The sequence below is a fragment of the Nocardia suismassiliense genome (genome assembly GCF_900269665.1).
Classification (GTDB): Bacteria; Actinomycetota; Actinomycetes; order Mycobacteriales; family Mycobacteriaceae; genus Nocardia; species Nocardia suismassiliense.
Genome location: NZ_LT985361.1, coordinates 4020803 through 4040910, shown reverse-complemented (window position 1 = coordinate 4040910; position 20108 = coordinate 4020803). Strand labels below are relative to the sequence as shown.

Annotated in this window: 19 protein-coding genes and 1 pseudogene; 8 read left to right on the top strand and 12 right to left on the bottom strand. The window is 66.7% G+C overall.

The window, feature by feature from the left end:
• Positions 1 to 8: 8 nt before the first annotated feature.
• Positions 9 to 851, top strand: a complete 843-nt coding sequence (locus DBO33_RS18105) for an acyl-ACP desaturase (RefSeq protein WP_107656097.1) — start codon at positions 9 to 11, stop codon at positions 849 to 851.
• A gap of 63 nt (positions 852 to 914) precedes the next feature.
• Here DBO33_RS18105 and DBO33_RS18100 read toward each other — a convergent pair whose 3' ends face one another.
• The 4 genes from DBO33_RS18100 to DBO33_RS18085 all read right to left on the bottom strand — a co-directional run bounded on the left by DBO33_RS18100 (position 915) and on the right by DBO33_RS18085 (position 5873).
• Positions 915 to 1424 carry a PaaI family thioesterase gene (locus tag DBO33_RS18100; protein WP_107656096.1) on the bottom strand — a complete coding sequence of 170 codons (510 nt, stop codon included), beginning with the start codon at positions 1422 to 1424 and terminating at the stop codon, positions 915 to 917.
• Positions 1425 to 1556: 132 nt separating this feature from the next.
• Positions 1557 to 2684, bottom strand: coding sequence for an acyl-CoA dehydrogenase family protein (locus DBO33_RS18095; protein ID WP_107656095.1), 1128 nt, complete (start codon positions 2682 to 2684; stop codon positions 1557 to 1559).
• 137 nt (positions 2685 to 2821) lie between these two features.
• The gene (locus DBO33_RS18090; RefSeq protein ID WP_199856985.1) at positions 2822 to 4099 is read right to left on the bottom strand and encodes a YhgE/Pip domain-containing protein; all 1278 of its coding nucleotides are present in this window, start codon (positions 4097 to 4099) and stop codon (positions 2822 to 2824) included.
• Between the two features lie 199 nt (positions 4100 to 4298).
• On the bottom strand, positions 4299 to 5873 hold the full coding sequence (locus DBO33_RS18085; RefSeq protein ID WP_107656094.1) for a Na+/H+ antiporter: 1575 nt from the start codon (positions 5871 to 5873) through the stop codon (positions 4299 to 4301).
• A 114-nt stretch (positions 5874 to 5987) separates the two neighbouring features.
• Between DBO33_RS18085 and DBO33_RS18080 the strand changes: the two are divergent.
• A pseudogene (locus DBO33_RS18080) lies at positions 5988 to 6256 on the top strand (helix-turn-helix domain-containing protein); the annotation flags it as partial.
• Positions 6257 to 6534: 278 nt separating this feature from the next.
• Positions 6535 to 7638: a glutamate--cysteine ligase 2 gene (locus DBO33_RS18075; RefSeq protein WP_107656093.1), complete on the top strand. Its 1104-nt coding sequence runs from the start codon at positions 6535 to 6537 to the stop codon at positions 7636 to 7638.
• Positions 7639 to 7650: 12 nt separating this feature from the next.
• On the opposite strand, the gene DBO33_RS18070 is transcribed toward DBO33_RS18075, so the two are convergent.
• Entirely contained in the window at positions 7651 to 8025 is a 375-nt protein-coding gene (locus DBO33_RS18070; RefSeq protein WP_107656092.1) for a VOC family protein, read from the bottom strand.
• 196 nt (positions 8026 to 8221) lie between these two features.
• On the opposite strand from DBO33_RS18070, the gene DBO33_RS18065 reads away from it, so the two are divergent.
• Positions 8222 to 9034, top strand: coding sequence for an SAM-dependent methyltransferase (locus DBO33_RS18065; protein ID WP_107656091.1), 813 nt, complete (start codon positions 8222 to 8224; stop codon positions 9032 to 9034).
• Positions 9035 to 9102: 68 nt separating this feature from the next.
• Here DBO33_RS18065 and DBO33_RS18060 read toward each other — a convergent pair whose 3' ends face one another.
• Genes DBO33_RS18060 through DBO33_RS18035 form a run of 6 tightly spaced genes read right to left on the bottom strand, consistent with a single transcriptional unit; the run spans position 9103 to position 14327 of the window.
• Positions 9103 to 10332 (bottom strand): cytochrome P450 family protein, encoded by a 1230-nt coding sequence (locus tag DBO33_RS18060; protein WP_107656090.1) that lies wholly within the window; start codon positions 10330 to 10332, stop codon positions 9103 to 9105.
• Positions 10333 to 10342: 10 nt separating this feature from the next.
• Positions 10343 to 11584 carry a cytochrome P450 gene (locus DBO33_RS18055; protein ID WP_107656089.1) on the bottom strand — a complete coding sequence of 414 codons (1242 nt, stop codon included), beginning with the start codon at positions 11582 to 11584 and terminating at the stop codon, positions 10343 to 10345.
• Entirely contained in the window at positions 11581 to 12186 is a 606-nt protein-coding gene (locus DBO33_RS18050; RefSeq protein WP_107656088.1) for a GTP-binding protein, read from the bottom strand. The genes DBO33_RS18055 and DBO33_RS18050 overlap by 4 nt, the downstream gene beginning before the upstream one ends.
• On the bottom strand, positions 12161 to 12514 hold the full coding sequence (locus tag DBO33_RS18045) for a DUF742 domain-containing protein (RefSeq protein ID WP_107656087.1): 354 nt from the start codon (positions 12512 to 12514) through the stop codon (positions 12161 to 12163). Before DBO33_RS18045 ends, DBO33_RS18050 begins: the two co-directional genes overlap by 26 nt.
• A complete protein-coding gene (locus DBO33_RS18040) occupies positions 12511 to 12936 on the bottom strand; it encodes a roadblock/LC7 domain-containing protein (protein ID WP_107656086.1) in 426 nt (141 codons plus the stop codon). The genes DBO33_RS18045 and DBO33_RS18040 overlap by 4 nt, the downstream gene beginning before the upstream one ends.
• Entirely contained in the window at positions 12936 to 14327 is a 1392-nt protein-coding gene (locus DBO33_RS18035; protein ID WP_325050720.1) for an ATP-binding protein, read from the bottom strand. Before DBO33_RS18035 ends, DBO33_RS18040 begins: the two co-directional genes overlap by 1 nt.
• Before the next feature lie 713 nt (positions 14328 to 15040).
• Here DBO33_RS18035 and DBO33_RS18030 point away from each other — a divergent pair.
• Positions 15041 to 15472, top strand: coding sequence for a type II toxin-antitoxin system Rv0910 family toxin (locus tag DBO33_RS18030; protein ID WP_107656084.1), 432 nt, complete (start codon positions 15041 to 15043; stop codon positions 15470 to 15472).
• Between the two features lie 26 nt (positions 15473 to 15498).
• Here DBO33_RS18030 and DBO33_RS18025 read toward each other — a convergent pair whose 3' ends face one another.
• Positions 15499 to 16413, bottom strand: a complete 915-nt coding sequence (locus DBO33_RS18025; protein ID WP_107656083.1) for a LysR family transcriptional regulator — start codon at positions 16411 to 16413, stop codon at positions 15499 to 15501.
• A 143-nt stretch (positions 16414 to 16556) separates the two neighbouring features.
• Here DBO33_RS18025 and DBO33_RS18020 point away from each other — a divergent pair, with 143 nt between their 5' ends.
• From DBO33_RS18020 to DBO33_RS18010, 3 genes are read left to right on the top strand one after another with little or no spacing between them, the layout of a single operon-like run.
• Positions 16557 to 17663 carry a tartrate dehydrogenase gene (locus DBO33_RS18020; protein ID WP_107656082.1) on the top strand — a complete coding sequence of 369 codons (1107 nt, stop codon included), beginning with the start codon at positions 16557 to 16559 and terminating at the stop codon, positions 17661 to 17663.
• Positions 17660 to 18958: a 2-hydroxycarboxylate transporter family protein gene (locus tag DBO33_RS18015; RefSeq protein WP_107656081.1), complete on the top strand. Its 1299-nt coding sequence runs from the start codon at positions 17660 to 17662 to the stop codon at positions 18956 to 18958. Before DBO33_RS18020 ends, DBO33_RS18015 begins: the two co-directional genes overlap by 4 nt.
• The gene (locus tag DBO33_RS18010) at positions 18955 to 20085 is read left to right on the top strand and encodes a glycerate kinase (protein WP_107656080.1); all 1131 of its coding nucleotides are present in this window, start codon (positions 18955 to 18957) and stop codon (positions 20083 to 20085) included. The genes DBO33_RS18015 and DBO33_RS18010 overlap by 4 nt, the downstream gene beginning before the upstream one ends.
• The last annotated feature ends 23 nt before the right edge of the window (positions 20086 to 20108 follow it).

Below are 20108 nucleotides of genomic sequence, written 5' to 3'. Positions count from 1 at the left end.
AGAGGCACATGGATATCGAATCGACACTGATCCCGGTCGACGAGGTGACCGCGGCGGTCGACGGCTTCCTCGCCGCCTCCCCCGCCGCCCGCTCCTGGGATGTCGAGACCGCGTTCGACTGGTCCCGCGCGGACGCGGGCAGGCTCACCGAAGGGCAGCGGTCGGCGGTGCAGTTCGTCACGCTGATCGAGGACCACCTGCCCGGCTATTTCGAGGTGTACCACCGGTATTTCCCGGTCGACGACACCGTCGACCGGGCCGCCTTCATCCATAACCGCGAGCTGTACCACTTCACCGTGCGCTGGGCCTTGGAGGAGGACACGCACGCACGCGCACTGACCCGCTATCAGGAGGCGGCCGGTATCGCCGAACGTGGCGCGCTGCGTACGGAATTGGCGATCGAGGGGCAGAAACCGTTCGACCTGCCCTACGACCATCCGGTGCAGTTCTTCGCTTACGCGCTGGTGCAGGAGAAGGCCACGCAGATGTACTACCAGCATCTGCGGGACGTGGTCGACGACCCGGTGCTCGCCTCGGTGCTGGCGCGGCTGGCCCGCGACGAGGCACGGCATTTCAGCTTCATGGCCGACGTGGTCGGCCGGTACCTGCGGGTGCACGGTGACGCGACGGTCGAACCGATCCGCGACGTGATCGCCAACTTCCGAATGCCGTTGGCCGACACCATGCGTGGGTACTGGCGCTGGGCATTGAAGATCGCCGACGTGGCGGCCTACGACCACACCGAGGCGTACGAGCACCTGGTGAAGGTGATCGATCGCGCGGTGGACGCTCGCACCGATCGGCTCGACGAGCTGGTGCACTTCATCGAGGAGTGCCGCACCGTCGCCTGAGCTCAGCAGCGAAATGGCCCTGCCCACCGAGAGTGTCTCGGGGGCAGAGCCATTCGGCACAGCTCACTTCTCCGGGTTGAGTACCAGAATCGTGGTCGACCCGTGCGCGATCAGCTTGCCGTTGCCGTCGACGATCCGGCCCTCGGCCGTCGCGGTCCGCCTGCCGACGTGAATCGCGTTGGCCTCACAGGTGAGTCGCGAACCATCCAGCGTCACCGAACGAATGAAGTTCACCTTGAGCTCCAGCGTCGTATAGGCAACGCCGTCACCGAGTTTGGTGAAGACGGCGCTGCCCATGGCCGTGTCCATCAGGGTCGCGATGACCCCGCCGTGCACGGTGAACATGGCGTTGATGGTGGCCGGATTCGGATCCAGGTAGTACCGCGTATAGCCGTCCCCCGCGGTCTCCAATCGTATCCCCAATGACGCGCCGACGCCCAGGTTCTCCTGCAGACCACGCTCGAATACCGTGGTCAGTTCGTCGACGCGGGACGCCACGGTGGCGTCGGCCCGCGCGCCTGCGCCGTTGGCGCGTGTGGCCGGCTCGTTGGCATGTGTGTCGGTGCTGGTCATGACGTGTCCTCCCTGGCGAACGATGCCAGGCCATTCGACCAGCGCCCGATGAACACCAGCGGGCATGCCGCCCTTGCATTTTCAGCTTCGATCGGCTGATCGAAACGCCGAACGGGAGCACCGTGGATCCGGCTACTCGCCTTCCGGCACGCCGAGCACTGACCTGCCGATCTCACCGGCGATCACCTCGGTCGAGTACGCCATCAGCTGCCCCGCCTCGGCATCACGCAGATGGCGTTGGATGGGCGACTTTTTGAGATAACCCGACGCACCACCCACCCGCACACCCAGTTGCGCGACATCCACAGCGACCTTGTTGGCGAGATACTTCGCCCGCGACAGATTCGGGAAGAAACTCGGCACCCCGTTGTCGGCCTCCCACAGCGCCCGCTCGTACAACGCATGCGCCGCCGCCAGTTTGGTCTGCACGTCGGCAACCTCGTACTGCACCCACTGCTGATGCGACAGCGGCTTACCGAGGATCACCCGCGACTGCGCGTGCTCCACCAGCGCGTCCAGCGCCGCGTCGGCGATGCCGAGCGAGATGGCGGGCAGTCCGGCCGGGATCACCGCAAAATCCCCGAACCCTGGTGCCCGGCCGCGATACTCGGCCCGCAACAAGGTGTTGTCGAAGGACAGCAGCTGACTGCGCGTCGCCCGCAGGCCGAGGGTGTCCCAGATCGGAATGGTCGACACCGTCTCGTCGGGCACCACCCCGAAGAACGCGGGCACGTCGTCGACCCGCGCGTTCACCAACAGATACTCCGCGATCTCGCAACCGGAGACGAATCGCTTCGCCCCGGTCAGCGACCAACCACCCGCGACGGGGAAGGCGTCTTGCTGGGGATTGAGAAACCGGTTCCCGCTGGCGGGTTCGGACAGCGCGTTGGCGAAACGCTTGCCCGCGAGGAACTCGTCGGCGAAGAACGAGCCGAGCGTTTCCTCGGTGAATTCCGCGAGCGCGACCCCGGCCCCCGCGTGCATCGTCCAGATCGTCGCCGTCGACGGATCCGCCTTCGCGAGCACGCACACCAGATGCCCGAACGCCGAGTAGCTCAGCCCGAGACCGCCTACGTGCTCGGGTAATACCGCCCGATCGACCTCCGCGTCGTGTAGCGCCGTCAGGTGCCCCACCGCAATTTCGGCCCGCTCGTCGTACTCGGCCGCGACGGCCCGAAACCCCTCCGCCAACTCGGCGACTCGGTCGAGCACCTTGCGCTCGACATCGCGGACCGGAAAAGAAAACTGGGCAGTAGTCACGAAACGCTCTCTGGTCGAAGGGATTCGGCTGACCTGCGGTCGACGGACGACTCGCCGACCCAGGGTACGCAGAACCCCCGCCTATCGAGGCAGGAACGGACAAGCCCGGCACCAGCCCGGAATCCCGGCCTGACGTGCTACTCCGCTACCGCACGACCGGTTCCACTGCGGCGCAAGCCTTTAAAGTCGTACCACCGCGTGATCACCACGCCGAGCACGAGACCGATGGCCAGTCCGAGGGCCGCCATCCAGACACCCCTGCTGAGCCCCGCCGGACCGCTCGCGTCGAAGTAGAGGATCGCGCGCACCCCGAGGAACACCTGGTGCATCGGCTCGAACGACGCCAGCCAGCTGAAGTATTTCGGCGTCGCCTCGATCGGCACGGTGCCACCGGAGGAGGGCAGCCCGAGAATGATGAACAAGATCAGGTTGATCAGCAGGCCCGCCGACCCGACGGCCGCGAGCACGGACAGTCCGGTGACGCCGACGGCGATGATGGCCAGCGCGCTGTAGAGGAAGAGCCCGAGCGGATGATCGAGCGGCATGCCGAGCGCCTTCGCGACGAGCAGGAACACCCCCGCAACAACATTCGCGGTCACCACCATGACGCCCCATTTGATCAGCAGCGTGTGGAAGCGCGAGATCGGCGTCGGCGGGAAATGCACGAACCACGGCCCGTACTCGGTGGGCACGAAGCCGAGTTGCGCGTCGATCATCGTGTGGATGGTCATCGAGCCGACCAGCCCGGCCAGCAGGAGCAGCAGCGCGTAGAAGAACGCCGTGAGCCCCTGCCCGGTGCCGCTGGGCAACGGATGGAACGGTTCGGTGACGATCTGCAGCGGCTCGGCGAGCGCAACCCGGCTGGCGCCACTCAGTTCGGGTGCGGGCGGCCCGCCGGGCGGGGGTGTCAACTGCGCCCGCACCTGCTCGGTCAACTGCTGGCCGACCTGCGTGTTCACCTGATCGAGCGCCTGCGTCCCGATCTGCGTGACGATCTCGGTCACGAACGCGCCACTGCGCGGATTGGTTTGCAACGTGATGATCGGCCGCTCGATATCGCCGGGAATCACGCTACCGACCCCGAGGATGCCCAGCCGTTTGCTGAAGTCGCTCGGAATCAGGATCGTGCCGTACACCTTGTTGTCCTGCATGCGCAGCGACGCCTCATTGGCGGAGACCAGCTGCAAGTCGATCTTGCCCGCGGCCCCCGCCTTCTTCAGCCCCTCGGTGCCCTCGTCCCCGAAGACCACCCGCCGTTCCTGCCCCGGCGCGCCGATCGTGTCACCGACGTCCTGATTCACCAGTGCGATCGGAAAGTCGTGCATGTTCTCTTCCGGATCGACCACGTACGCCAGATACATCGTGCCGAGCAGCGCCATGAACACGCCCAGCACAACCACCGGCAGAAGCCACATGCGCAGGCCGAGACGACGGTCCGATCGGGCTGCTTCCACGCTGTCCGAAGTCACGGTGTCGGACGGTAGCAGCAGACCGCGCCGACGTTCGGGAGCTTCGCCGGGCTGTTTGCTATAGGGATGCGAAGACGGCCCACACGCCTCGACCAGCCGAAGTCCGCGTGTCGCCCGCTCAGGCAACCGATGGTAATGCGCAGCGCTACGGCGAGCGCAGGTCGAGCCGGCGCATCACCCGATCGACCAGATCCGGCGGCACCCCGGGTTCCCGCCGCGCAGCCATAGCCTCGGTACGCCCCGCCGCCAGCACCTCCTGATTGATCCGATCGAGCTTGCGGTTCAGCCCGAAACTACCCTCGGCCGCCGCCTTCGCGTCGTCGGCCGCTTCGGGATCGGCTCGTGCCAAGCGCCTTTCGATCCCGACGTGCAACCGGTCGTACACCTCGTCCGGTAGGTCCTCCGTCTGCGCGACCTGTTGCAGCCGGGCCAGCTCCGCACGCAGAATCCGAGTCCACAGCTGCCGCTCCATCAACCGCTCCGACTCGGTATCGACCCGAACTCCCGTCGCACGCACCACAAGCGACAACGTCGGCCCCTGAATCAGCAAAGTGAACAACACCAAAGCAAAAGCGGTGAACAAGATTCCGTTGCGCCACGGGAACGCGGCCCCCGACTCGGTGGTCAACGGCACCGCCAAGGCCAACGCCACCGTGGCCACCCCGCGCTGCCCCGCCCACCAGGTGACCATCGTCTCCCGCCAGGTATACGGCTCGTCCGCCTCCTTACGCCGCCACCAGCGACCGAACACCGCCCACGTCCCCATCAACCAGACCAGCCGCACCCCGACAACAGCACCGATCACCGCGCCGGACACCCCGAGGAAGCGCGGCCACTCCGGCCCTACATCGTGCAGCACGGTGGCCAACTCCAGTCCGATCAGCCCGAAAGCGATTCCGGTGACCAGCATTTCGATGATCGCCCAGAACGAGTCCCCGACCAGCCGATAGTCGCTGTCACCGAAATCGCTGGCCGCGTCGGTCAGATACAGCGCGCACACCAGCACCGCGAGCACCGCCGACCCGCCCCAGGCCTCGGCCAGCCGATAGGCCGCGAACGGCAGCGCCAATCCCAGCGCCACCTGCCACGCCGCCTCGTCCAGCCGCCGCATCAACCGGCTGCCGCCCCAGCCGAACACCAACCCGACCGCGACACCGACCACCGCCGACACCACGAAGTCCAGCGCCGCCGACCACGCGGAGAACTGCCCGGTGACCACCGCCTGCACCGCGATCCCGTACAGCACGATCGCGGTCACATCGTTGAACAGCCCCTCCCCTTCCAGCACCGCGACCAGCCGCCGCGGCAGCCCGAGCCGACCGGCCAGCGCGCCGACGGCCACCGGGTCCGGCGGTGCCACCAGCGCGCCGAGCACGAATGCCACGGCCAGCGGCACCGCCGGATGCCACAGATGCACCACCACCGCCACCACGACCGCGGTGGCGATCACCAGCCCGAACGCCTGCAGCGCGATCGCACTCCAGTTCTGCGCGAACGTGCGCCACGAGGTGCGCCGCGCCGCCGCGTACAGCAGCGGCGGAAGCAACAGCGGCAGAATCAACTCCGGCGCGACCCGCACATCGGGCACCGCCGGGATCAAGGCAAGCACACAACCGAACACCGTCATCAGCACGGCCGGGGCCACGCCGAGCCGCCGACCGAGCGGCTGGGCGAGGATCGTGCCGAACAGCACGAGAAACGGCAACTCCAGATGACTCACGCCCACGCAGTCTGCTGACCGGACCTGAGAAACCCGAGTGCGTCACCCTGAGAAACGCCGATGCATAAACACCCGCCCTCAGGGCTGGATGGTGCCCGCCGCGACCCGAGCAAGCCGTGGACCGTCACGACACTGGCCAGGGCCGCCAGCATGTCCCGTTCGGCCTTCGCCGAACGCTTCACCCGGCTACTCGGGCGAGCCCCCTCGGCCTACGTCACCAGCGCCGCCTCGATCGCGCCGCCGAACTGCTGCGCTCCACCACCGACCCGGTCCCCCGCATCGCCACCGACGTCGGATACACCTCCGATGCCGCGTTCAGCCGCGCCTTCCACCGCCGCTACGGCGACGCCCCGCAACGCTGGCGCAAGCTGACAGCGCGGTGAACGAGTTGTCCGGTGGACGTCCGGTCGATCGCCGTTTGGGGCGCGCCGCGCTGCGGCAATCTGGTGCTTACGACGCAGTTCCGGCGAGGTGGTGAAAGGAGAAGTCCGATGATTATCGGGATGGTCAGCCACTGGGTTCGTTTGATGCTAGACGTGATCGGTATCTGACGACTCCGGCACGTACTGCTGCGGAGACCCGCGAGACCGAGCGGTCTCGCGGTGCTCTGCGCGAGCACCGCGACACGCGTACGACCTCGAATGATGGGTATTCCCCCGCCATGGACGCAGCCGCGGCGACAGTCGGCGTCGAAGAGGAATTCTTACTCGCCGACCCCGAAACCGGTGCGCCCGCCGCTAAGAACGTCGAGGTCGCACAAACCGCGGCCGAACTCGGCATCGATCTGCAACTCGAACTCACCCGCTGCCAGGTAGAAACCAGCACCGGCGTGCACACCGACTCGGCCGAACTGGCCAAGGAACTGCGCGACCTACGCTGCGGCGTCGCCGCCTGCGCGGAGAAGAACGGCGCACTGCTGCTCGCGGTCGCCATTCCGCCGACCGTCCCGAACAAGTTCCCGGTCACCGACACCCCGCGTTACCAGCGGATCGCCGAATCCTTCGGCATGCTCGCCCATGAGCAGGGACTGTGCGGCTGCCATGTCCATGTGGCGGTACCCGACCGCGATACCGCCTTGCAGGTGAGCAATTTCCTGCGGCCGTGGCTGCCGCTGTTCCTGGCGCTCACCGCCAATTCGGCCATCTATCGCGGCGCCGACACCGGCTTCGCCAGTTGGCGCAGCATCCTGTGGCGGCGCTGGCCGAGCGCGGGCCCACCGCCCTATTTCGAGTCGGCCCGCGACTACGACGCCATGGTCGCCATCATGCTGTCCAGCGGCAGCATCCTCGACAAGAAGATGGTCTATTGGGACGTCCGCCCCTCGTCGACCTTCCCCACCGTGGAGATCCGGGTCAGCGATGTGCCCGCGACGACCGAGGAGACCGTCCTGCTCGCCACGCTGGTCCGCGCGGCGGTGCTGACCGCCCGAATGTCGTTGGCCCAGCACCGTTCTGCGCCGTCCGTCAGCGCGGAGATGCTGCGCGCGGCCTATTGGAAAGCGGCCCGCACCGGACTCGACGGCGACCTGCTCGACCCGATGTGTGGCCGCATCGTGCCCGCCCGCGACCTCATCGCCGAGTTCATCGACTACGTCGGTCCCGCACTCGACGAACTCGGCGACCGCAGGCTCGTCACCGACTCCCTCACCGCCGTCCTGGTCCGAGGCAACGGAGCGATGCGGCAGCTCAACGCTTTTCGCAAGCGTCGAGAAGTCGGCGATGTGGTGGCCGAGCTGGCGTCGGCCACCTTGACCGGCTGCCGATGAGCCCCGCAAAAGCTACAGCCACATGAGGCAGAAGATGTGCCCCACCGGATCGGCGTAGACCCGGAACTGGTCATCGTCGTTGGGCTGCACCAGTTTCGCGCCGAGTGCGAGCGCCTTCGGCTCGGCCGCCTCGATATCGTCGACCAGGACATCGAAGTGAATCTGTTGCGACGCTTCGGGATCCGGGAACCGCGGCGGCTTGTACTCCGGCGACCGCTGGAAAACGATGCGCCTGCCCTCGCTGTCGACGGTGACGACCCACGAGTCGTCCTCGTCATCGGTCAGTTCGAGGCCGAGCAGGTCGACATAGAACTGCGCGAGCTTGCGTGGTTCCGGGCAATCCAGCACCACACTGCGTAGCCGGCCGACGAAACTGTCTGAACTCATGGGTGACCTCCTTGGATTCGGGACCTTGATCGCCTACCCGCCGCCCCCGGCAAGCAAACGTCCGGCGATACCTCCGCAACCGGTCGCTGAATGAAACACGTTGTGGTCAAATACAATTCGGCACCGAAGCGCGTCCCTCGCCGCACCAGGACTCCTACGATGAGACCGACAACAGCATCGGACGAGGGGGCACGAAATGACCGACCTGACGCACGTGATCGACCAATCCAAGCCGAGCATCGCCAGGGTCTACGACTACCTGCTCGACGGCAAGGACAACTTCGCCGTCGACCGCGCGATCGGCGACCACTTCAAGAACAACCTGCCCGGCTCGGTGGCCATCGCCTTCACCAACCGGCAGGCCTTGGTCCGCGCCGTCCGCGATATCGCCCGCGACGGCGTGCGGCAGTTCATCGACCTGGGCAGCGGCCTGCCCACCGCGGACAACGTGCACCAGGTCGCGCACCGTTACGCACCCGACGCCAGAGTCGTCTACGTCGACAACGATCCCATCGTGCTCGCGCACGGCCGCGCCCTGCTCGCCACCGACGCCGATACCACCGTCTTCCAGGCCGACCTACGCGACCCGCAATCCATCCGTGAGCACAACGAAGTCGTCCACCGGATCGATTTCGACCAGCCGGTCGCCGTCATCTTCAGCGCCATCCTGCACCACCTCAACGACGACGAGGACCCGGCCGCCGTGGTGCGCTACTGGTCCGAGCAGCTGACGCCGGGCAGTCTGATCTACATCTCGCACTTCCGCTCGGGCGGCAACCGGGAGACGGCCGTCGCCGAGGAGAAGCTGCAGTCGACCTTCGGACGCGGCCGTTGGCGGACCGACCAGGAGATCGAGGCCCTGTTCGGCGACCTGGAGATCCTCGACCCCGGCATCGTGCCCTGCGCGCAGTGGCGACCCGATCTGGTGCCGGTCGACACGTCGGCGCCGGACCGTGCGCTGTCGGTCTGGGAGCAACTGATCGTCACCGGTCTGGCTCGTAAGACCTAGCCCGGACATACGAAAGGGATGCCGCACGATTACGGCATCCCTCACTCGAATAACGTTGCGCCGCTCGACTACTCCGCAGGCTGCAGAATCACCGGCAGCTTGCCGTGCCCGTTGGAAATAAAGCTCGCCACAGCACCAAGCTCAGCCGGGTCCGCCGCCAACCGCATGTTCGGGAACCGCTCGAACAGCGCGGGCAACGCGATCGCGGCCTCCAGCCTGGCCAGTGGCGCACCGAGGCAGTGATGCACGCCGTGCCCGAAAGCCAAGTGGTCCTTGGTCGCCCGGGTCACATCGAACTCGTCGGCGGTCTCCCCGTGTACCTTCGGATCCCGGTTGGCCGCCGCGTAGGCGGGCAGGATCGGCTCGCCCTTCGCGATCCGCACGCCCTCGATCTCGAGGTCGTCCACCGCGAACCGCAGCGGCAGATGCGCGACCGGCGCCTCGAAACGCAGCGACTCCTCGATCAGCTCCGGCCAGCCCACCTTGCCCTCGAGCACCGTCGCCCGCTGCTCCGGCCGGGTGATCAGCGCGTAGATCGACTGGTCGAGCAGGTTGACCGTGGTCTCGTGGCCCGCGCTGATCACCAGCAGCAGCGTATCGATAAGCTCCTGCTCGGTGAGCTGCGAGCCGTCGTCCTCGTCGCGATGCGAGACCAGCAAGCTGGTCATGTCGTCGCTCGGGTTCTCCCGCCGGTAGGCCACCAGCTCGGCGAGGATGCGATACATCTCCATGTAGTTGGCCTGCGACTGCTCCGGAGTCAGCGAGGTGTCGAAGATACCGTCGACGCAGGTGCGCAGGCCCGGGTTCAGCGACTCCGGGACCCCCATCAGCTCGGAGATGACCTCGATCGGCACCGGATACGCGAAACCTTCACGCAGATCCACCACTTCACCCGCGGGCACCGCCGCCAACTCGTCGATCAGCCGCTGCACGATGCGGGTGATCCGCGGCCGCATCGCCTCGGTGCGCCGGTGCGTGAACGCGGGCGCCACCAGCTTGCGCAGCCGCCGATGATCGGTGCCGTAGGCGGTGAACATGTTGTTCACCGCTACCCAGAGGAACAGCGGCCAGTCCTGCGGCACTTCGCCTTTGGCGAAGGCCGGCCAGTGCTGCCTGGCGTCTTTGGACACCTTCGGATCGACGAGCAGCCGCTTGAGCAGGTCGGCGTCGGTGATCGACCACGCGCGCACGCCGCCGGGCAGCTCCACCAGGGTCGCCGGCCCGCGCTCACGCAGCCGGGCGGCCTCGCCCTGGATGTCGGTGCCGGCCGGGTCCAGGACTAGCGGCTCGGTGTCCATCGGGGTCCTCCTAAAACACGTTCAACGGTGGTGACCTAGGGAAGACTACCGGGAGCGACACCAGCGCTCGATGGAAAGGTCCTGGCCGCCAAGACAATTCATCTGCCGGTACGGCAAGGTCCAACTCGGGCAGTGCGTCGAGCAGTTGATCGATGGCGTCCTGCACGATCAGGTAGGCCATCGACCTGGCGGGACAGGAGTGCGGCCCGACACTCCAGGCCAGATGCGAGCGGTTGTCGACGTACTCGCCGACGCTGATGGACGGATCGTTGTTGCAGCCCGCCATGCTGATCACCACCGGCCGATGCGCGGGCAGCCACACGCCATCGATCAAGATCGGTTGCCGCGGGTAGGACACGCAGTAGTTCGCCATCGGCGGGTCGGTGAACAGCACCTCGTCCAGTGCGTCGCGGGTCGAAAGACTGCCGCCGAGTACGTTTCCCGCGAACCGATCATCGGTCATCATGAGCAGCAGCGTGTTCACAATGAGGTTCAGCTGCGGCTCGATCCCCGCCCCGTACAACGTGACCAGCTGATGAATCATCTCCACGTCGTCGAGCCTGGCGGGGTGCGCTAGTAGTCGGGAGGTGATGTCGTCGCCCGGCTCCTTGCGCTTCGTGGTGACCAGCTCGAACAGCGCGTCGGTGAGCATCGCATTGCCCTTGTCCGCGTTCACACCCTCGAAGATCGCGGCCATCCCGGTCGCGACCTGCTGGCCGATGTCCGGCGGGCAGCCGAGCGTGGCGTTGAGCACCGCGAAGGTGAGCGGAAAAGCGTACTGGCTGATCAGGTCCGCGGCACCGTCCTGGCAGAAGGCATTGATCAGCGGGATCGCGATTCGCTCGACGGTGGCGTGCAGGCCGTGCAGGTCGACCTCGGCGATGGCGGCCACGTTGGCCTGCCGGTAGCGCTCGTGTTCCAGCCCCGCGCTGCGCAGCGCGTTCGGCCGCCACTCCAGCATCGGCAGGATGGGGCACTCACCGGGCACACCCTTCTGCCAGGTGCGCGGGTCGGCCGGAAAATGCTCGGGATCGTTGAGGATGCTCAACGCGGTGTGATAGCCGATCACCAGCGTGGCGGGTACGTCGGGTGCGAGGTTCACCGGCACCAGCGAGCCGTACTGGCGGCGCATCTCGCGGTAGGCGCGGTGCGGGTCGGCGGCGAACTCTTCCGAGTACAGCGAGACACGGGGGCCATCGGTGTCGATCGGTGATCCGTGCTGAACCGGGCAAGTACGCGAAGGCGTGCTCAAAGACGTGACTCCTGACGGTAGAACAGGAATTCGACGAGCGTGATCAGGGACCGCAAGCAGGTGCCCCGGTCACGCGCGTCCAGAGAAGTAAGAGGGGTGTCGGGCGTCAAATCCAGTGCGTCCCGGACCTCGCCGAGCGGAAAGTGCTTGGCACCTTCGAACTGGTTGACCGCCACCGAATACGGCACCCCGCGCTCCTCCAACACCGAGAGCACCTCGTCGGACTTCTCGATGCGCCTGGTGTCGACCAGCACCAGTGCGCCGAGTGCACCCCGGGCCAGCTCTTCCCACAGCGGCACGAACCGCTGCTGGCCCGGGGTGCCGAATAGGTACAGCGCGAGTTGCGGATTCAGCGTGATGCGACCGAAGTCCATCGCGACGGTGGTCTGGGATTTACCGGGCAGGCCCATCATGTCGTCGACGCCGACGCTGGCCTCGGTGATCGTCTCTTCGGTGCGCAGCGGCTCGATCTCCGAGACGCTGCTCACGAAGGTGGTCTTGCCCACACCGAAATTGCCTGCCACCAACAGCTTTACAGAACGGGTAACGGTCTCCGGCACATAGTCGACTGGACGATCAGACGGCGAGAGCACGGAGCCCATTAAGTACCTCCTCGAGCAGAGCGATCTCCGGCAGGTTCTCCGCCGGGGTAGGTGTGACCAGGTGTCCGCCGTCCATCAGATCGGCCGCGACGATCTTCACCACGGACGGCGGCAGGTCGAGGTACGCGGCGATCTCGGCGATCGATAGCGTGCCCCGGCGGCTACAGAGATTCATGACCCGGCGTGCATCGGGCGCGACACCGGGTGACGGGTCCTTTGCGGTTCGGACCAATGTGACCAGGTCCAACTCGCGGGTGGGACGAGTGCGTCCCCCGGTGCGCACGTATGCCCGAACCAAATCGGGATCACGCCGGGACCGTGGTGTCATGGCAATTCGCCACCATCAACACGCCTGCGCGGCTGGCTCCCCAGCTCGTGCCCGACCCGGCCCGCGAGTTCGTTCATCCGGTGCGCGATGAGTGCCACGTCGATCTCCGGGGTGGTCGCCACGCCGAGGAGCGCACCGTCACCGGCGGCGGTGATCAGGATCATGCCCTGGTCGTACTCGGTCATGTTCTGCCGCACACCGTTGTCGCCCTCGCCGCAGAACTCGCCGAGGGCCTTGCCCAGTGACCGCAGGCCCGACGCGGCGGCGGAGAAACGCTCCGCCTGGTCGCGCTCGATGCCGACCGAGTGCGCGATCCGTAACCCGTCTTCGGATAGCAGTACCGCGAATCTGACGCCCGGGACATTGAGGTCTTCGAGTAGCCAGCCCAGCTTGTTGCTGCTGTCGGTCACGGGTGTGGCCATCAGGATGTCATCCCTTCCGTGTGATCGGAGTTGTCGGACTGATCGGTGGCGGCTGCGCGGCCGCTCTTGGAACCGGTGTGCCAGGCCGCGGCTACGTCGGGGCGGGCCAGGCCGGGTTCGGTGCGCGGCCCGACCGGGGCGAGCGCGACCGTCCGGCGGCGCCGCTTCGGTAAGCCGCCGCTGGTGATCTCGTGCACGGCGAATGGCTCACTCTCACTGGGCTCTTCGCTCTGCGGTGCGCTGTGCGCGGGGCTCGCGTGGACCGCAGCGGGAACGGGTTCGGCGGGGACCTCTACCTCACGCGCGGGCGCGACCTCCTGGCCGGGCTGCGGGGTCATCAGCAGGGCCTCGGGGATGTAGACCATCGCCCGCATGCCGCCGTAGACGTTCGGGCCGTCGATGTAGACGGTGAAGCCGTAGCGACGGGCCAGTGCGGCGATACCCGGGAAGCCGACCTTCGGCGCGGGGCCGAGCTGGTGGATGTCGACCGAGCGCTCGTGCGCGAGCACCTGCCTGGCCTCCTCCATCTGCTCGGCGTTCATCCGCACGCCCGCGTCGTCGATGATCACGGTGACGCCGTGGTGCCCTTCCTGGAAGCTGACATCCACGAAAGACGTTGGCGGGGAGTAGCGCAACGCGTTGTCGAGCAGAGTGGCCAGCGTGTGCACGAGCGGTTCCACCGCACGGCTGATGACCACCCGGTCGAGCTGGCCCGGTCGCACCCGCAGGTAGTCGCGGACGCGGCCGACCGCGCCGCCGACCACGTCGGTGAGCGACTGGGCGGGCCAGCGCCTGCCGGGCAGGCCACCGCAGACGATCACGTAGGACTGCGCCTGCCGGATCATCTGCTGCACGGTGTGGTCGATGCGCGTGAGGGTCTCGTACACCTCGTCCTTGCGGTGCTCGCGCAGCGCGGCGCTGACCACCTGGCTGACGTCGGCGCCGAGACTGACCACCGACGTGCCGAACGAGCGCACGGCCGCGCTGGTCGCCTGTCTGGACGCGTTGGACACCTCGGCGCGCACCGCCTCCTCGGCGGCCTTGATCGCCTGCTGCGCCTCGTGGTTCGCGTGTTCCCTGGTCTCGGACCGCAACAGGCTCAGGTCGTCGGCGTAACGCTCGGCGATCCATCGCAACACCTGCGCGATGCGCGAGTTCTCCAGGCCCGGCGGCACTTCGACCGTAGGGGCCGGGCTGTCGAAACGTCTGATCGACTCCGCTACCGACGGCATCGTGGTCGTCGCGAAGCGTTCGACGGCTTCTTCGGCGGCTCGTTGCTCTCTGCTGAGTGCTTCGGCTCTGGCTCGCTGCTGTTTGGCGTAATGCACTGCGTACAACGCCACCGCTGTCACCACGACGAGAGCGGCGGCGAGGACCCATGAAAGCACCACGGCGATATCTTGATTCATCAGTTCTTTCGTCGTCGATTGGCGCCGAGGATTGGGAGCACTTGCGAGTGCGGATGCACGAGGCCGCATCGACTGTCTGTCATGGTGGTTCGTCTCGCCTTCCTCGCGACGCCGACCAGCACACCCTGGTCGGATCTGGTCCACGTCGGAGGACCGGCAACCGCCGAACAACAGATTGTGTCCGAACAGTTACCAGAACCCGACGGACCGACATTAGCAGCAATGCAACTAGTTCTCGCCAGATCGGGTCACATGATTGCGTTTGCAGACAACAGATGACGGGTGCCGCGCGATGCGCAATAATGCTGCGCCACTGGCGATCACGACCGCTTGCCACGCGTTGACCAGCGACGTTTCCGATGTCGGGGTAAAGGACACATCATCCGATCTATCAATGGTCCCGCATATCACGGACAGGCTGTCAACCGTGCCTATCGGCATGTCGTCCGGAAAGGCCTGACAGAACAGGGCATTCGGTTTACTTCCGCGCGGAAGTTTGCTGGCCTGTCCAGTTTGTTCTAGGCCCGCGGCACCCGAGTCGTCCGCCGCGCCACCACCCTGAAGATTGCCCACATGTCGCCCGACCGCGTTCGAAGGTTCCGCGCACGGTGCGCCAGCAGGTGTCTGCAGGTACCCGGACCGTCGCCGGCCCACATCAACTACGCCGAACCCCGGGTACCGGATACTATGCGGCCATGGCAAAGCTGAAGGTCTCCGTGGATGTGCCGATCTCGCCCGAGGACGCGTGGTCGCACACGTCCAACCTGGCCGATCTCGACAAGTGGCTGACGATGCACGAGGCCTGGCGCAGCGAGGTGCCCGAGCAGCTGACCGTCGGTACCCAGCTGGTCGGTGTCGCCTCGGTCAAGGGACTCCGGAACCGGGTGACCTGGACGGTAAAGGCGGCTGAACCGCCGCGCCGGCTGCTGCTCACCGGAGCGGGCAAGGGCGGCACCAAGCTCGGTCTCGAACTGCTGGTGGCGCCGAAGGGCGACGGCTCGGAGGTGACCGTCGATATCGAGCTCGGCGGCAGGCCGCTGTTCGGGCCCATCGGTGCCGGGGTGGCACGGGCGGTCAAGGGCGATATCGAGCGGTCGCTGGACAAGTTCGTCGCGCTGTACGCCTGAAACAGGCTGCGGCACAGGAGCTCCTGCTACCGCGCCGCGCCGGTGATGCGACGGCCGAGCCCGGCCTTCAAATGATCGATGACAGCCCGGGTTCGGCGCGGCAGCGGTGCGGCGGCAGCGTAGAGCGCGGAGATGTCGGCGCTGGGCGTCTGGATATCCGGCAGCACCTGGACCAGCGAACCATCCCGCAGCAGCGGGTCGACATGCCAGAGCGAGCGCATCACCAATCCGCGCCCCTCCAGGCACCACCGGGTGATCACGTCGCCGTCGTTGCTGATCAGATTGCCCGCCACGCGGACCGCGAGTTCCTTTCCGCCACTCTCGAACCGCCACAGCGCATAGTCGGATTCGTTCTCGCGCAGGATGATGCAGTTGTGCTGATCGAGTTCGTCGAGCGTCGCGGGTGATCCGTTGCGCCGCAGGTACTCCGGTGACGCACACAGCACCCGGCGGTTCACCCACAGGCGTGTGGCGGTCAATCGCGAATCCGGCAGCACGCCGACCCGGATATCGATATCGAAGCCGGTGCCCGCGATATTGAGCGGCAGCGCCGACAGCTCCAGGTCCACCTGCACCTGGGGATTGCGCTCGACGAAATCCGCGAGCAGCGCCGAGATGTGCGCCCGCCCCAGGCCGATCGTCGACCGGACGTGCACCCGCCCGCGCAGTTCGTGCCGTTGCTCGGCGATCGAGTCCTCCAGCTCCTCGAGCTGGGCGGCGATCACCGACGCCCCGGCCGCGTAGCGCTCCCCCTCCGGCGTCAGCGTCAGCCTGCGCGTACTGCGTTGCACCAGCAGTACGCCAAGCCGCGCCTCCATCTGCGCGAGCCGTTTGCTGACCGACGACACCGAGACGCCGAATTCCCGCGCCGCCTCGGTCAGGCTGCGGGAGCGGGCGACGATATCGAAAAAGGTCACGTCGTCGGTGGACGCGCCGGGCACGGCGACCTCCTCGTCTTTTCCATTCCGGAAACAGTCTCTTTCGCGTTCCGTGCTTTTGCCGCGGAATGTCCGAGCCTACCGTTGTGACCGACCCCGAGACAACGAATACAGGGGCGCTATCGAGAAGATCGGAGCACGCGACGATGGGTGCAACTCACCGAATTGCGGTCATTCCAGGCGACGGTATCGGCAAAGAAGTCGTGCCACAGGGAGTCAGGGTTTTGGAGGCGGCCGCCGCGGCATTCGACTTCACCCTGGATTTCACCGAATTCGACTTCGCGAGCGCGGAATACTATGTGGCGACGGGGAAAATGCTGCCGGACCGCTGGTTCGACGAACTCGCCGGATTCGATGCCATCTACTTCGGCGCCGTCGGCTGGCCCGAGGTGGTGCCGGACCACATCTCGCTGTGGGGCAGCCTGCTGCAGTTCCGGCGGCACTTCGACCAGTACGTCAGCCTGCGACCGGTCCGGCTGCTGCGCGGCATCACCAGCCCGCTGGCCGGTCGGCAGGCCGGTGAGGTCGATTTCTACGTGGTCCGGGAGAACACCGAGGGCGAGTACTCGAGCATCGGCGGCAAGATTTTCGAGGGCACCGACCGGGAAACGGTGTTGCAGGAGACCGTGATGACCAGGACTGGCGTCGACCGAATACTGAAGTACGCCTTCGAACTAGCCCAGCGACGCCCGAAGCGGCACCTCACGTCGGCGACCAAGAGCAATGGCATCTCCATCACCATGCCCTATTGGGACGAACGCGTCGCGGCGATGGCGGTGGACTACCCCGACATCGAGGTCGACAAGTATCACATCGATATTTTGACGGCCAATTTCGTGCTGCACCCGGACTGGTTCGACGTGGTCGTCGCGAGCAATCTGTTCGGCGATATTCTGTCCGACCTCGGCCCGGCGTGCACCGGCACCATCGGCATCGCGCCGAGCGGAAACATCAACCCCGAGCGCCTCTTTCCCAGCCTTTTCGAACCCGTGCACGGCTCGGCCCCCGACATTGCCGGACAGGGCATCGCCAATCCGATCGGCCAGATCTGGAGCGGAGCGATGATGCTCGAGCACCTCGGCGAGCAGGACGCCGCCGACGCCGTGCTGGCGGCCATCGAAACAGTGCTCTCCCGCGGCGAGTCGGCGTTGACGCCGGACATGGGCGGGTCGCAGACGACGGAATCCGTTGGCGGACAGGTGCGTGCGCAGCTCGAGTCCGCGACGTCGATGGCGCCCGTGAGCCGGTCATGAGTCTGCAAGCACGCCCCGCGCGGTCGTTCGCGCTGCCCACCCTCGACGGCATGCCGCTGATCGTCCCGGTCATCCTGACCGCAGGGGTGCTCGCCGCCGGGCTCTTCGACGCCATACCCGAGAACATGATCGGCGGGCTCGCCGTGATCGTCGGCCTCGGCATGCTGCTCGGCCCGTTGGGCAACCGGCTGCCGGTGATCTCCAAAATCGGTGGCGGCGCGCTCATCTGCTTGATGACGCCCTCGGTGCTGGTGTACTTCGGCGCGTTCAACGACAACACCTTGGCGGCGGTGAACTCGTTGATGAAGGAGGCCAACTTCCTCTACTTCGTCATCTGCACCCTGGTGGTCGGCAGCATCCTCGGGATGAGCCGGAAGGTGATGGTCGGCGGGTTGATCCGCATCTTCGCGCCGCTCGTGCTCGGCACGGCCGCGGCGGTCTCGGTGGGCATCGGCGTCGCCATGGCCTTCGGCTACAGCTTCCATCGGGCGCTGTTCTACATCGTGGTGCCGATCATCGGCGGCGGCATCGGCGAGGGGGTCATCCCGCTCTCTTCCGCTTACGCGTCGGCGTTGGGTGGCTCACCGGGAAGCTATGTCGCCGAGCTCATTCCAGCCGCGATCATCGGCAATATCGCCGCGGTGATCACCGCCGGGCTGTTGCGCAGACTCGGTGACCGGCGCCCGCAACTCGACGGTGGCGGTCAATTGGTGAAGGTGCCCACCGATCCCCTCGCGGCCCCGCCGATCCCCCAGCCCGATTTCCCCGCCCGCAACCACGCGCTCGGCGTGCTGCTCATCTGTGGCCTGTTCGTCCTGGCCACGCTGCTGGAAGAGTTCGTGCATCTACCGGCGCCGGTGCTCGTGATCGTCATGTCGGTGTTCTGCAAGCTGTTCAATGTCTTCCCGCCCGCCGTCGAGGACAGTGTGCGCGGCATCTACACCGTCATCTCGCGATACTTCATCTACCCGACCATGATCGGTCTCGGCATGCTGTATCTGCCGTTGAAGAGCATCATGGGTGTGCTGTCGGTGGGTTACGTGGCGGCCTGTGTCGCCGTGGTACTCGCGATGGCGGCCACCGGCTTCTGGGTCGGTCGCGCGATCGGCATGTATCCCGTCGACGCCTCCTTGGTCACCGTGTGCCACAGCGGTCTCGGCGGAACCGGTGATGTGGCAATCCTTTCGGCCTCGAACCGGATGAATTTGATGCCGTTCGCGCAGATCTCGACGCGCATCGGCGGGGTGACCACGGTGATCTCGGCGGCGACGTTGATCAGGGTGCTCGACGCATGAGGGTCTTGGTCGCGCCCGACAAGTTCAAGGGGAGCCTGACCGCCGCGGCGGTAGCGCGCCGGCTGGCCGAGGGGCTGGCCGGGGCCGGCGTCGACAGTACGGAGCTCCCGCTCGCCGACGGTGGTGACGGCAGTGTCGACGCCGCCGTCGCGGCCGGGTTCTCCCGCAAGGCGTGCACCGTCGCCGGTGCCGTGGGGACGCCGCGCCGTGCCACCATGGCGGTCCGTGGCGACACGGTGATCGTCGAGGTCGCCGGCACCTGCGGGCTGGCCACGCTGCCCGGCGGGCGGATGCGACCCCTGGACGCGTCGAGTCTCGGCTTCGGACAGGCGATTCGGCAAGCACTGCGACTGTCGCCGCGCCGCGTGGTGCTGGCGCTCGGTGGCAGCGCAGGCACCGACGGCGGCATGGGATTACTGACCGCCTTCGGATTTCGGTTCACCGATCAGACCGGGCGAATCTTGCCGCCGAGTGGGCGGGCGCTGCTCGACATCGCCTCGATCGATACCTCGGCGGCGGTACGCCTACCGTCGGTCGACCTCGTGCTCGCCTCCGACGTCACCAATCCGTTGACCGGGCCCGAAGGTGCTGCGTCCGTGTACGGTCCGCAGAAAGGGGCTGATCCGACGGAGGTACGCCTGCTCGATCGGGGCCTGCGCCACATGGTGGACGCATTGGCTCGCAACAGCTTTCCGGAAGCCGCGCGCTGTGCCGCATCCCCGGGGGCAGGCAGCGCGGGCGGGCTCGGGTTCGCCGCCATGCTGCTCGGCGCTCGGATGACCTCCGGGGCCGAGTTCTTCCTCGACCTGCTCGACTTCGATCGCCATTGCGCCCAAGCGGATCTGGTCATCACAGGTGAGGGCAGCCTCGATACGCAGTCCGAGCACGGAAAGTTACCCGCTGCCGTCGCAGGGCGAGCCAGGCCGGTACCCGTCATCGCCGTCGCGGGGCGCAACGAAGTGCCTCGAACTCGGTGGGGTCGAACAGGTTTCGCCGAGGTCTACGCGCTGACCGACTACACCGATCGAGACACCGCGCGCGATCCCGCTTTGACGGCCGAGCTGCTCGTCCGGATCGGCCGCGAGATCGGGCATTCCCGCCTGCTGGAGTCGGCCGGCATTCGATGAGCCCTGCCGCCGAGCGACCTGGC

Coding starts and splice junctions, on each gene's coding strand:
- DBO33_RS18060 (WP_107656090.1), bottom strand. CDS start 10,332: ATGGACACCGAGCCGCTAGTCCTGGACCCGGCCGGCACCGACATCCAG.
- DBO33_RS18065 (WP_107656091.1), top strand. CDS start 8,222: ATGACCGACCTGACGCACGTGATCGACCAATCCAAGCCGAGCATCGCC.
- DBO33_RS18070 (WP_107656092.1), bottom strand. CDS start 8,025: ATGAGTTCAGACAGTTTCGTCGGCCGGCTACGCAGTGTGGTGCTGGAT.
- DBO33_RS18030 (WP_107656084.1), top strand. CDS start 15,041: ATGGCAAAGCTGAAGGTCTCCGTGGATGTGCCGATCTCGCCCGAGGAC.
- DBO33_RS18090 (WP_199856985.1), bottom strand. CDS start 4,099: ATGTGGCTTCTGCCGGTGGTTGTGCTGGGCGTGTTCATGGCGCTGCTC.
- DBO33_RS18100 (WP_107656096.1), bottom strand. CDS start 1,424: ATGACCAGCACCGACACACATGCCAACGAGCCGGCCACACGCGCCAAC.
- DBO33_RS18075 (WP_107656093.1), top strand. CDS start 6,535: ATGGACGCAGCCGCGGCGACAGTCGGCGTCGAAGAGGAATTCTTACTC.
- DBO33_RS18105 (WP_107656097.1), top strand. CDS start 9: ATGGATATCGAATCGACACTGATCCCGGTCGACGAGGTGACCGCGGCG.
- DBO33_RS18010 (WP_107656080.1), top strand. CDS start 18,955: ATGAGGGTCTTGGTCGCGCCCGACAAGTTCAAGGGGAGCCTGACCGCC.
- DBO33_RS18015 (WP_107656081.1), top strand. CDS start 17,660: ATGAGTCTGCAAGCACGCCCCGCGCGGTCGTTCGCGCTGCCCACCCTC.
- DBO33_RS18045 (WP_107656087.1), bottom strand. CDS start 12,514: ATGACACCACGGTCCCGGCGTGATCCCGATTTGGTTCGGGCATACGTG.
- DBO33_RS18050 (WP_107656088.1), bottom strand. CDS start 12,186: ATGGGCTCCGTGCTCTCGCCGTCTGATCGTCCAGTCGACTATGTGCCG.
- DBO33_RS18040 (WP_107656086.1), bottom strand. CDS start 12,936: ATGGCCACACCCGTGACCGACAGCAGCAACAAGCTGGGCTGGCTACTC.
- DBO33_RS18020 (WP_107656082.1), top strand. CDS start 16,557: ATGGGTGCAACTCACCGAATTGCGGTCATTCCAGGCGACGGTATCGGC.